The sequence below is a fragment of the Candidatus Avelusimicrobium aviculae genome, from assembly GCF_949292495.1.
Lineage (GTDB): Bacteria > Elusimicrobiota > Elusimicrobia > Elusimicrobiales > Elusimicrobiaceae > Avelusimicrobium > Avelusimicrobium aviculae.
This window is the reverse complement of sequence record NZ_CASEZB010000031.1, coordinates 16,882-28,501: the sequence shown is the minus strand read 5'-3', so window position 1 is coordinate 28,501 and position 11,620 is coordinate 16,882. Positions and strand designations below refer to the sequence as shown.

The 11,620-nt window shown below is 50.0% G+C and carries 10 protein-coding genes; 4 read left to right on the top strand and 6 right to left on the bottom strand.

All coding sequences use genetic code 11. The features are described 5' to 3' along the window. Positions 1-175 precede the first annotated feature (175 nt). The 4 genes from ACQY33_RS06820 to ACQY33_RS06805 all read right to left on the bottom strand — a co-directional run bounded on the left by ACQY33_RS06820 (position 176) and on the right by ACQY33_RS06805 (position 5,441). Positions 176-1,330 (bottom strand): hypothetical protein, encoded by a 1,155-nt coding sequence (locus ACQY33_RS06820; RefSeq protein ID WP_428075219.1) that lies wholly within the window; start codon positions 1,328-1,330, stop codon positions 176-178. 286 nt (positions 1,331-1,616) lie between these two features. Continuing rightward, the gene (locus ACQY33_RS06815; protein ID WP_428075217.1) at positions 1,617-2,045 is read right to left on the bottom strand and encodes a PPC domain-containing DNA-binding protein; all 429 of its coding nucleotides are present in this window, start codon (positions 2,043-2,045) and stop codon (positions 1,617-1,619) included. 23 nt (positions 2,046-2,068) lie between these two features. Further along, on the bottom strand, positions 2,069-4,405 hold the full coding sequence (locus tag ACQY33_RS06810; protein WP_428075215.1) for a hypothetical protein: 2,337 nt from the start codon (positions 4,403-4,405) through the stop codon (positions 2,069-2,071). A 7-nt stretch (positions 4,406-4,412) separates the two neighbouring features. After that, complete coding sequence (locus ACQY33_RS06805; RefSeq protein WP_428075213.1) at positions 4,413-5,441, bottom strand: M42 family metallopeptidase; 1,029 nt, start codon at positions 5,439-5,441, stop codon at positions 4,413-4,415. A 178-nt stretch (positions 5,442-5,619) separates the two neighbouring features. Here ACQY33_RS06805 and ACQY33_RS06800 point away from each other — a divergent pair, with 178 nt between their 5' ends. After that, entirely contained in the window at positions 5,620-6,597 is a 978-nt protein-coding gene (locus ACQY33_RS06800; RefSeq protein ID WP_428075211.1) for a class II fructose-bisphosphate aldolase, read from the top strand. A 233-nt stretch (positions 6,598-6,830) separates the two neighbouring features. Here the strand turns inward: ACQY33_RS06800 and era are convergent, their stop codons facing one another. Beyond that, complete coding sequence (gene era, locus ACQY33_RS06795; RefSeq protein WP_428075209.1) at positions 6,831-7,733, bottom strand: GTPase Era; 903 nt, start codon at positions 7,731-7,733, stop codon at positions 6,831-6,833. A 55-nt stretch (positions 7,734-7,788) separates the two neighbouring features. Here era and ACQY33_RS06790 point away from each other — a divergent pair, with 55 nt between their 5' ends. From ACQY33_RS06790 to ACQY33_RS06780, 3 genes are read left to right on the top strand one after another with little or no spacing between them, the layout of a single operon-like run. Then, positions 7,789-8,427, top strand: a complete 639-nt coding sequence (locus ACQY33_RS06790) for a M15 family metallopeptidase (protein ID WP_428075207.1) — start codon at positions 7,789-7,791, stop codon at positions 8,425-8,427. A gap of 45 nt (positions 8,428-8,472) precedes the next feature. Continuing rightward, entirely contained in the window at positions 8,473-9,444 is a 972-nt protein-coding gene (locus tag ACQY33_RS06785; protein ID WP_428075205.1) for a hypothetical protein, read from the top strand. After that, the gene (locus ACQY33_RS06780; protein WP_428075203.1) at positions 9,437-10,678 is read left to right on the top strand and encodes a hypothetical protein; all 1,242 of its coding nucleotides are present in this window, start codon (positions 9,437-9,439) and stop codon (positions 10,676-10,678) included. Before ACQY33_RS06785 ends, ACQY33_RS06780 begins: the two co-directional genes overlap by 8 nt. A gap of 321 nt (positions 10,679-10,999) precedes the next feature. Here the strand turns inward: ACQY33_RS06780 and ACQY33_RS06775 are convergent, their stop codons facing one another. Continuing rightward, positions 11,000-11,620 carry a hypothetical protein gene (locus tag ACQY33_RS06775; protein ID WP_428075201.1) on the bottom strand — a complete coding sequence of 207 codons (621 nt, stop codon included), beginning with the start codon at positions 11,618-11,620 and terminating at the stop codon, positions 11,000-11,002.

The following is an 11,620-nucleotide window of genomic DNA, read 5'->3' as shown; positions in this document are numbered from 1 at the left end:
TCGGCAGTGATAAACGCAGTGGCTTAATTTGGTAAGTTCCATATTGAGATGGTACTAAATATGAAGATTTGGGGATACACACTCCATCCCTCGGGCTTACGCCCGGGGTTTATTGTGAGCAGTAGTTATAAAAAACCCCGCCTTTTGGGCGGGGTTTTATCTGTATTAAAACAGATTAGAAGCGGATGGTGGTACCAAGTTGATACACGGTAGCGTCTTTGGCATCAAATTGGTCTTTCAAGTCGCCGCCCAATTTGGCGTAACCGATACCGGCAAACAGTTCTACGCTTTCGTTATGCTGGTAGGTCGCGGTCAAATCAGCTTCCAGGGTAGCAGCAGCCTGGGCAGTGCGGTCTTGGAAGGCAAAGCCGTCCAAGGCAAAGACCATTTTGTTCCATTTGTAGTCCACACCTACGTTAAAGATGCGGGCATTGTCAATTACATCAGAAGTATTGCCAAGCGGGGTTAAGTATTTACCGGTCACTAAACCCGGCGCATAAGAACCATATTCAGACACAATGCCTTTTTGATATAAGAAAGCCGCGCGAGGAGTAAACGCATCCATATTCAAGGAAGCATCTAACTTCACAAAATACGGGGTATCTTTGCCTTCTTTCACCAAGCGGTTGCCTTGATGGCCGCGGGCAGCTTCTACGCTAAAGCCAAAAGCTTCCGGCATATAGGCCAATTTGGCGCCGTAAAAACCTTGATATTCAGGGGCATTGTCTTCGTCTTTCAACGCATAGCCGTACACTTGGGCTTTCATGGTATCCGTTAAGTTTAAGCGGATATCAGCGCCGTAAATGTTGTATTTGGTGGTCAAAGCCAAATCATCAGTCGTTTTACCAGCCAATAAGGTTACGCTCTTAAAGTCATCGGCATAGGTCAGTTTGGCAGCTTCCAAGCTAAGCGGTTGGGCAGCAATAGCAGCCATATAGCCGCTCTTGGGGCCAAAGTACATGGTCATGCTGTCTTCGTCGCCGTAGAATTGGCGGCCGAGGGTCAGCTCAAAGCAGTCAAACAGGTTAGACAAAACCACATTGGCTTCAGCCAAACGAATTGTATCTTGGTATTCATTTAAGGTGCCGCCAGCTAAAGAGCCATCCCAGTCCGTAGCATACCAGAACTGAACATTGGCTTTGACGTCTTCCGTCAAATCCGCAGACAGGCCCGCCACAACACGGGAACCGGCAGAGGCCGGAAGAGTTCCTCTATTAGCGTCCGCACCGATTACATCAATACGGCCGATAGCTTCTACATTGTCTACAATGGCAGCCCCAGCCGGGAAAGACATTGCCAAGGCTAAAAACAAGCCCAGTAGTTTCTTCATTTAGCTACATCCTCCTTAAGTATTTTTTAAACTACCCTACTCTTTCATTTAAATTAATTTCCATACCGTTTGCAACTTTATTTTTTTTTAAGCTTGACAAGCTTTCCCATAACTGGTATTCTATTTATCCCTTTAATAAAAACTTTATTTTAAAAAGGCGCAAAATGCTTTTTCTCCGTCGTAAAACCCGTTTTAGTTTATCCTAACAAAAAACTCCATTTTTTACCCATCAACAAAAAATCCCGCGTTTGACACGCGGGATTTTTAAGCAAGTTTTCCAAACTTGTTACGCCCACAGAGAAAGCTTTGTTACTTTATCCGTACGGCGCACTTTCGGTTCGCCCACCATTTCCTGAATGTAGGCCTCGCACACGTAAATTTTAGTGCCGGGGAATAAATGCCCGCCGATTACGTTGTAATCTTTCCCCGTCAGCATGGCGTGGGCATGCACCTGGGGACGGTTGTCTTGAATGCTGATGTTGCCCGTCAGGCTTAATAATTCCATCTGCGCGTTGATGATGGTTTTTTCGTAGCGTTTTTTGGTTTGGTCATACCAGCCCAAAGTGGCGTTCTCCACCGAACCTATCACGCTGACAATGCCGCATTTTACCTGGTTGTCGTGGCAAAAATCCGCCAGGGTTTCCAGCAAATCTTTTCCTTTGGGGAGTTTAAAAAGATAAGTTCTTCCGGTTAAATAAGGTTTTTCTTCTGCCATTGTGTTCTCCTCTGCCGCCGGTATTACCAGGCGGAGCTCTCCAAGTCGTTCATGTACGCTTTTATAGCGGCAATTACGCCTGCGGCGTCCATGCCGGCTTCTTTATAAATATTGGCGGCGCCGGCGCTGCCCAAATATCCGCTGTGTTTAAACGGATATAAGGTATGGCGGCGGCCCTTTTCGCTCAGCAGCCAGGCGTGCATGGTGGGCAGGGTAAAATCCGTAAGCCCCATGCCTACGCGGCGCAGGCGGGCGGGAACCAATACTTCCCGTTCTTCTTCCGGCAGGAGTTCAAACAACTCCCGGCTGGATACATACAAAATATTTACGTCCAAATTTTCTTCTTTCAGGCGGGGCAGTACGCCGTCCGTCACCACTTTGCCTATGCCCGCACCCTGTACAAACACGGCCCCGGCGTCCGGCCGTTTGGCGCGGTGCAAATAATAAACCCCTTTTAAACAGGCGCAGGCGGGGTCCATCCCCAAGGCGGCGCGGTCAGCCAGTTTTTGGCTGGGGCGCACCACAAACGGAGCAAACACCGCCGGCCGCAAAGACAAAGATTTGGTCACCAGCGGCCAAATTTCGTCCACTTCCAGCGGGGTGGCGGTAATGCACGCCCCCTGCGGGAAATTATCCTGCAAGAGCTGCAAAGACTGCGGGTCCGCATGGGTGGGGCCGTCCTCGCCCGTAGGCAGGCTGGCGTGCCCGTTAAAAAGTATTAAACTGTTTGTTTTCTGCCCGGCTTCTTTTAAGGCCTGGCAGCCAATGGCGTATAACCGGGCGGCTACGTGCTCAAACGCAACAAACGCCCCGTAAGAAGACGCCACCCCCGCGTGTTTGCCAAACGCGCTGATGCCGCTGCACACGGCGGACATGCCGTCCTCACAAATTCCGCCCGCCGCCAAACTGCGTGAAAGCGGGTTGGAAACCGCATTAAAAAATCCCTTCGCAAACGGCTTGGCCGCGTTGCCCGCGTTGGTAGAGCCGTACAAATCGGCCGAGGCGGTCATTAACGCGCCGTTGCTTTCTTTATTTAAATAGCCCAGCACGTCGCCCAGTACGCCGCGGGTGGTGTGGGAATCGCCGGGGGTAAAGGTAAACGCGGCGGGGGCGTTTTCAGGGTCTTGCCCGGTAAAAAGCACCTGCGCGTCCGGCGCGCCGGGGCGCTCTTTTCTGCCGGCGTTCTCCAGCGCGGACTGGCGTTCTTGCAGCTGCTTGGCCAGCAAAGCGCACAGTTGGGGGTGTTTTTCCAGCCCGCGGCGGAAAGTTTCCAAAAACGCCCAATAGTGTTTTTCAATATTTTCGGGCGTATTATCCCCTTCAAACGCGGGGAATTTTTCCCCAAATTTTTCTTCAAACTCAGCCAACGCCGCGTAAAACTCCGGCGAGCAAAACTTATGCCCGGCCCCGTGCGCCGCCTTCCCCTCCAGGCCGTATTTCCACCCTTTCACCGTGCGGTATACAACGGCGGTGGGCTGGTGGTTGGGAATAGTTTTTAACAGCTCCTGCGCGGCGTGGATTTGGGCAAAGTCCATACCGTCCGCCACAAAAATAACGTTAAAATCGTGAATATAAAACAGTTCACACGGGGTCCACTGGACGTAATCGCCCGGGGTTTTACCGTCGGCGGTTACCTGGTTGGTTTCTATGGAAGCTTCGTTCCAATCCAAATGAAACACCGCGTTTTTAATCTGCGCCGTGGCGGCGGTGGCCAACGCCTCGCTTACGCGCCCTGCGGTAAGGCCGCCCTCCCCCTCTATGATATGCACAACGGGGCCGTTTTCACCATATACATCCGCCGCGGCAATAGCCAGCCCTACGGAGGAACCGTCCCCCACGCCGCTGGCCCCGGTGGTTACACGCACAAACGGGACGGACGGCTCCGGGTGGCCGCCTAAAGGCTTTGCCTGAAATTTAACAAAAAGCGGCGTACCCTGTACTTTATTGTGGCGAAAGCCAAGTAAATCTTCCAAGCGCAGGCGGTTTTTAACGTCTTTAGGCAATAATTCCGGCTTGGCAATGCGGGCGCATTCATCACGCAGAGCCCACAACGCATACATGCCCAGCGCCTTGTGCCCGGCCGCATAGGAAATAATGTCCGCCTCCGGGCGGTTGGGGGAGGCAAGGTCATACGCCATTTCCTTATATATAAGGTGGCTTACAAACCGGCCGCTGGAAATACTCCCCCCCACATGACCGGATGAAGGAACAAAATTAAACATAACCGCCGCCAAAGCGCGGTAGGCCGTGTCTAAGCATTCCAGGGCGTCTTTGGAAGCGGCGTCCAGCGGATACTGCTGCAAATAATCGGTTGCTTCATAATAAGCAGCTCTTTTGCTTGCCAAAGGAAAGGGTTTCATAAATCTCCTATAAAGCCAAATCTGTTTGGGCGACGGCTAAAACCAAAGCCAACGTTTGTTCTATATCCTCTTTAAACTGCACTTCCGTATTGGAATGGATATAGCGGGTGGGAATGGACAGCGCACAGCAGGCCACCCCCGTTTTGGACAAATGGATAGCGCCGGCGTCATTGCCGCCGCGCGGCGCAATGCGAACCTGGTAGCGGATTTGCTTTTCCAAACACAGGCGTTTTAAACTTTCAAAAAGTCCTTCATGGGTGATGGTGCGCGCGTCCAACGCGGTAACGCCCACCCCCTGCCCCAAAGCCGTAATATAATCCTGCGGGGACGTGCCGGGTATATCCGCCGCGCCGGTAGTGTCTACCGCCAGGGCCACATCCGCCTCCACCCCATAGGCCGCCGTTACGGCGCCGCGCAGGCCCACTTCCTCCTGCACGGTAAACACAGCGTAAATATTATAAAACGGGTTTTTGATTTCTTTTAAAAATTCCAGCAACACAAACACGCCGGAGCGGTTATCCAACGATTTGGCGGTAATAAAGCCGGAGCCAAACTCCTCATACTCCCGGCGAAGGGTAACAAAATCCCCCGGCTGTACGCGGGTTTGGGCTTCCGCCCCGCTAAGGCCAACATCTATAAACAAGTCTTTAACGGGCACGGCTTTGCCGCGGTCCGCCTCGGTGGTTACATGGGCGGGGCGCGTGCCGATTACCCCCGCCAACGGCCCGCCGGCCGTATGCACGGTAACGCGTTGGGCAAGCAGGGTGCGCGGGTCAATGCCGCCCACCACCACAAAGCGCAAAAATCCGTCCGCCCCCACATAGTGGACCATCAGGCCCACTTCGTCCATATGGGCGGCCAAAAGTAAATTTTTGGAAGAGGAACCCTTTTTATACACAATCAGGTTGCCTAAAGGGTCTGTTTTTACGTCGTCTGCATATGGGGCAACCTGCTGCTGCACATATTGGCGTACGGCGCTTTCCCGCCCGGAAATACCAGGCAAAGAAGTAAGTGTTTTTAGAATAGAAAAATCCATTTTTATCCTTGAAATCCGGCAATAAAGGTATTTACATTATACTCACAAAAACACATTTTGGCAAGCAATTCACGGGATTAACGGCCACCCCCGTAGTTTTCCCGCTTATTCCATTGCCACAAGACGGAACAAAAATTGTAAAATAATGGGGACAGAATTTATTTTAGGAGGCTGTTCAATGACTGTTTCTTACAAAGACCTCGGTCTGGTAAACACCAGACAGATGTTCAAAGACGCTATGGCCGGCGGTTACGCCATTCCGGCTTATAACTTTAACAATATGGAACAATTGCAGGCTATCGTTACCGCCTGCGTGCAAACCGGCTCCCCGGTGATTTTGCAGGTTTCCAAAGGCGCCCGCCAATACGCCAACGCCACTTTGCTGCGCTGGATGGCCCGCGGCGCGGTGGAAATGATGAAAGAAATCGGCAAACCGGTACCTCTTTGCTTGCACCTGGACCACGGCGATTCCTTTGAATTGTGCAAAGACTGCATTGACAATGGTTTCTCTTCCGTAATGATTGACGGTTCCCACCTGCCGTATGAAGAAAACGTAGCCCTTACCAAAAAAGTGGTGGACTATGCCCACCAGCATGATGTAACCGTAGAAGGCGAATTGGGCGTTTTGGCCGGTATTGAAGACGAAGTTTCCGCCGAACACCACACCTATACGGACCCTGCCCAAGTGGAAGATTTCGTAAAACGCACGGGGGTAGACTCCTTGGCTATTTCCATCGGCACTTCCCACGGGGCTTATAAATTTAAAGTAAAACCCGGCGAAAAATTGCCCGAACTGCGCTTTGACATCTTGGAAGAAGTTTCCAAACGCTTGCCCGGTTTCCCGATTGTGCTACACGGTTCTTCCAGCGTACCGCAATGGGCCGTTAAACAAATTAACGAATACGGCGGCAAATTGGAAGACACCGCCGGTATTCCGGAAGAACAACTGCGCAAGGCCGCCAAATCCGCCGTGTGCAAAATCAATGTGGACAGCGACGGCCGCTTGGTAATGACCGCCACCATCCGCAAAGTATTCGCCACCAAACCGGCCGAATTTGACCCGCGCAAATACTTGGGCCCGGCCCGCGAAGAACTGATTAAAATGTACGCCGAAAAGAACGAAAACGTATTCGGTTCCGCCGGCCGCGTGAAATAAGTTTTTCCAAACGCAAAAAACCCCGCTTTCAAGCGGGGTTTTTTATGCGTTAAAACGCCACGACACAAAACCCCCGTCAGAAAACACTTAGCAACATAGAACATTTCGCCCGCAAGCCGCCCGGCGCAGGATAAGGAGGGACTTGGGCCTCCGAAAGAATTCCCCAATAAAACACCCGTTTTGGAAACAAAAAACCCCGCCGTTTTGCGGCGGGGCTTTTGCGTCAGGAAAAATTATTTTACGATATAACCAAAACGCTCCAGCATTTGCGTATTGTTGCGCCAATCCGGCGTAACGGTTACGGTCAGTTCCAAGCGGTACTTGCGGCCTAAGAATTCCTCTATGCGTTTTTGCGCACTCTTGCGAAGCTGCGCAATCGCCGCGCCGCCTTTGCCGATAATAATGGGCTTTTGGCTTTCCCGCTCCACGTGAATAATGGCGCGGATATAGTTTTTATCGCCCAAATCTTCGGTAAATTTTTCCACTTCTACATAAGTACTGTAAGGAATTTCTTTTTTATACAGCAGAAAAATTTGTTCCCGTATAAACTCCGCCGCGTAAAAACGCTCCCAGCGGTCCGTCCACTGCCCGGGCGGGAAATACGCCGGGCTGACGGGCATAGCCTCAATAACGGCTTGTTTTAATTCATCCACGCCTTTGCCTTGTGCGGCGGATATGCAAAACGCGCGAGAAACGGGCAAATCTTTGCGGGCGGAGTCCTCCAATTCTTTCAGGCGGGAGTCGTCCGGCACTAAATCCGTTTTGTTAATAACTAAAAAAATGGGGCAAAATACTTTTTTTAATTTTTCCACCAACCCGGCGTTTAAATCATACGGGGCGGAGGCGTCCAGCATAAATACCACCAAATCGGCTTCTTCCCCCACGGCGCGGTCCACCGCGTTTACCATGGTTTGCTGCAATTTATAGCGCGGCTGCAAAAAACCGGGGGTATCCACAAATACCACCTGGTAATTATCCTCCTCGCTGATAGCCAAAATATTTTGGCGCGTGGTTTGGGGCTTGCTGGTAACCGGGGACAAAAGCCCCCCCGCCAATTTATTAAGCAGGGTGGATTTACCGGCGTTGGGCAGGCCGGCCAGTACGGCAAAACCGCTTTTAAAGTGTTTTTCAGCCATATATTGTATTGTACCTGTTTTTAGGCGTAACGTAAAATTTTATATACTAAAAATAATGAAAAAAGCGTGGATTTTAACCCTTATTTTCGCTTTGGCGTGCGCCGGATTAAACGCCCAAGCGGCTTTGGAAGAAAAACTGGAGCAAGCCGGCCTAGTGGACGTGGAAACCCTAGCCGCGCCTTTGTTTTTTGATATACGCTACGCCACCACGAATAATTTTACCAAGAAAAAAATTTACGACTCCCCCCGCTGCTACCTTCACAAAGACGCGGCAGAGGCGCTGTTAAAAGCCGTGGAACTGGCCTCCCAAGAAAAAGAACCTTTTACTTTTTGTTTGTGGGATTGTTACCGCCCGCTTTCCGCCCAGAAAAAGCTGTGGCAAGCCGTACCAAACGCCAGCTATGTGGCCCCGCCGGCAAAAGGCTCCCGCCATAACCGGGGCATGGCGGTGGACCTAACCCCGTGCGATTTTGACGGGAACCCCCTTCCCATGCCAACGGAGTTTGACAACTTCACCAAACGCGCCCATATGGATTTTTATAACCTGCCCAAAGACATTTTAACCCGCCGGGAAACCCTTAAAAAAATTATGACCCGCGCCGGATTCACCTACACCCGCACCGAATGGTGGCACTTTGACAAAACCGGCTGGCAAAACAACCACCCCGTGCTGGATATAGACTTGCCCCGCTAAAATCCTCGTCTATACTCCGTCGTAATTTTATATAATATAAGAAGTATGAACACAAACAACACAAACTCCCCCCTAAAAACCCACTTTTTTGTACCCGGTTGTTTAGGTACTTGCTGGTATGGAAATTACCACTATTTAGAACCGTTTACCGGATGTCAGCATGACTGCGTTTATTGCTATGCCAAAGGCAGAAGCGATGTAACCACCCGCCTGGCGGATTTGCATTGCCCATTTACGGACCCGCAAATAGGCATGCCGCGCCAAGAAGCGCTGGCCGCCATGAAAAAAGAAATAGAAGCGGACCCAAAGATACACACCATTAAGCTTTCCCGCTATACGGATATTTTCTGTAAAAAATTTGTGGATGACGGCTATTCTTTAGACGTACTTACCCTGCTGGCTACTCATCCGCAAATCAAACGCATCATTATTACCACCAAAGGCGTGCCGAACGACGCCATTATGGATTTAATACGCAAATACCCGGCTAAATTTTCTTACAGCGCGGCAATTAAACCCCAAGCGGCTATTTGCATGGAAACAAACGTCCCCCCACGGGAGGAACGCATCCGCCGCGCCGCCCAGGCCCAACAGGCGGGCGCACTGGTTACCGTGCATATGGACCCGCTGATTGCCGGCGTGGAAGATACCGAAGAAGTATTGCGCCCGTTTTTGGCTTCTCTCAAAGAAGCGGGGTTAAAACGCGTCATGTTTTCTTACCTGCTGTATGATTACACGATAGCCAAAAATATTGTGGAAAAATTTGGACAGGACTTCTTTTCTAAATTAAAAGAAAATTACCTGCATGATGACAGGCAGCTTCTGCCCAACCAAACGGAAACCACCTACTACGCCTTAAAACACGAAGTAAAACTGGAAAGCATTAAGCGCGTGGCCGCTTTGCTTAAAGAATACGGGTTTGACTTTGTGGTTTGCGGGTTAAAATCTTCCGATAAAGACGACATCGTCTCCGTAAAGAGTTTCTGCCCGGTGTGCAACGGTAAATTCTATGCCTAATAAAGTTTGGATTTTAAACTTGGACGACTTTGTCTTTAAAAGCAAAGCGCTGGACGCATTAAAAAGCCACTCCCTTAAATATATCCAGCTGTTAAAACCGGGGGATTTTTGCGTAGTATCCCCCTTAACAGAGCCGGATAAAGCCTTTGTAAACTACATGGCGCGCATTAAAAAGCTGGAGCATAAAAACTGGATGTTTATGCCCCGGGAGCAAAAAGAAGACGAAAGCTTAATATCCGCCGTTTCGCGCGATGAACACTTAATTTCCAAGCTGCGCAAGCTGTGCAGCATAGGGTATGTCATCATCCCGCTGATGTATACCAAAGAATTTGCGCACCTCAGCTGGCAGTGTGAAAACACCCTGCTTAACAACTCCATCGCCGTACAGGAGGCCAACAACAAACTGGTATTTAAAGAATTATGCAAAAAATTCAATATCACCACCATCGCCCCCGTGTACGAAGCCGGCATGAATAAAATGCCGCGCGTTTTGGCCTTGCTGGACCCGCGGGAAACATACCTGCTGCGCCGCCCGTTTTCCGCCGGGGGGTACGGCAACGTAAAAGGAAAACTGGCCGATTTGCTGCCGCTTATTAAACTGTATCACAAAGAGTCTGACTTTTATTTGGAGCGTTTTAAAGAAATATACAAAACGCTGGGTTCTTTATGCATATTAAAAGATGATGAAATATCTTTTGTAGGCATAGACAGCCAAATTATCCATAAAGAAGCGTGGGAAGGCTGTTCTTTCCCCTTTTCCCGCCTGCCCAAAAAACTGCTGGAGGAAATACGGGAAAAATCCCTCATGCTGGCCAGCTATTACTATGGCAAAGGCGTGCGCGGACAAATTAACTTTGACTGGGCCATCCGCCAAAAAGACGGAGAGCTGAAACTGCGCGCGCTGGAGTGCAACTCCCGCTATAACGGGTTTGGCTTATGCTTAAGGCTGGCGTCCACCGTCTATGGTATAAACCGAAAAGAACTGCATTTTTACTTGGACACCAAAATACGCTTTTCCCCGGATTGGACCACTAAAAAAGTAATTGATGAACTGGAAAAAATAAACGCGGGAGTAACATTCCGCGGCGGGGTGGTGCTTACTTCCGGCGTGAAAAACGGCAAAGCTGGCTTCTGCTTTATTGCCACCAACCGCAAAGACCTGGCAGACCTGCGCCGCAGTTTTAAAACCCATATTACGGGTTTAGCGCAGCGCCCCACCAAAGAAAGGGAATAAAAAACAGCGGGTAATCCGCCCAATCTCAACGGCCGCATGGCGTACCCCATACGGCCGTTTTTACAATTAAGCCGCTATCAATATTCCCCATTAAGAATTTCCTAGGACATTACCCCCGCACACTGTTTAGCGCTTACCATTCGGAAACTTCCGGCCGTTATAAAAAGCTTTACGGCAAACGGGCCTCTTTATCTACTCACACAGCTTGTACCTTCTCCGCCTTCCCAGCACGGGTTTGTAATTTCCCGCCATAACAGCACACAAAACCAAATAAAAACACCCCGGTAAAATTTACCGGGGTGTTGAAATGTAACTGAAAATTTATTCTACTACAACCACGCTGCGTCCGTCTTCTTCCGGGCTGTACGGATCCGGCGTGTTTACGCCGTCCACAATATACAAGAAGCGGTAACGGCCGGGCGCAATGGAAAGGGTGGTTTCCCAATAATTTTTTTTCTTACGCAAAGCTTGGGGTTTTGCCATTGTAAATCCGCTTACAATAGATACTTTTTTCCCTTCCCCGTAATAACGGAACGTCACCCGGCGGTATTTGCTGCTTTTGGGATTGGGCCGCACAATAACGCTTTCTTTCTTTGCTTTTTCCGGGGTTTGCGCTGCGGCAGGCTTCTCAACCGCAACCGGTTCTTCTTCAACCGGTTCTTTGGCAGGATTATTGACGGGAGCTTCCTGCTCTTTTACGGAAGAGACCACTTCTTCTTCCAAGGTTAAAACTTTCCCATCATCAGCCGCGGCTTGTTCTTCTTGGGCGGGCAAAGAGGCCAAAGTTCCGTCCGCCGGAGAGAAAAAACGGGCAGACAAATTTTTATATAAGAAAAATCCGAACACACACAAACAAACAATATCTATAATGATAAGGAAAAGCCACAAATCTTTATTAGCGGCGGCAGGTTTTTGATCTAAATCAAAGTTTTCGTTTTCCAT

Excerpts from the sequence above, each read along its gene's own strand:
- ACQY33_RS06820 (WP_428075219.1), bottom strand. The coding sequence starts at position 1,330 with ATGAAGAAACTACTGGGCTTGTTTTTAGCCTTGGCAATGTCTTTCCCG.
- ACQY33_RS06815 (WP_428075217.1), bottom strand. The coding sequence starts at position 2,045 with ATGGCAGAAGAAAAACCTTATTTAACCGGAAGAACTTATCTTTTTAAA.
- ACQY33_RS06810 (WP_428075215.1), bottom strand. The coding sequence starts at position 4,405 with ATGAAACCCTTTCCTTTGGCAAGCAAAAGAGCTGCTTATTATGAAGCA.
- ACQY33_RS06805 (WP_428075213.1), bottom strand. The coding sequence starts at position 5,441 with ATGGATTTTTCTATTCTAAAAACACTTACTTCTTTGCCTGGTATTTCC.
- ACQY33_RS06800 (WP_428075211.1), top strand. The coding sequence starts at position 5,620 with ATGACTGTTTCTTACAAAGACCTCGGTCTGGTAAACACCAGACAGATG.
- era (WP_428075209.1), bottom strand. The coding sequence starts at position 7,733 with ATGGCTGAAAAACACTTTAAAAGCGGTTTTGCCGTACTGGCCGGCCTG.
- ACQY33_RS06790 (WP_428075207.1), top strand. The coding sequence starts at position 7,789 with ATGAAAAAAGCGTGGATTTTAACCCTTATTTTCGCTTTGGCGTGCGCC.
- ACQY33_RS06785 (WP_428075205.1), top strand. The coding sequence starts at position 8,473 with ATGAACACAAACAACACAAACTCCCCCCTAAAAACCCACTTTTTTGTA.
- ACQY33_RS06780 (WP_428075203.1), top strand. The coding sequence starts at position 9,437 with ATGCCTAATAAAGTTTGGATTTTAAACTTGGACGACTTTGTCTTTAAA.
- ACQY33_RS06775 (WP_428075201.1), bottom strand. The coding sequence starts at position 11,620 with ATGGAAAACGAAAACTTTGATTTAGATCAAAAACCTGCCGCCGCTAAT.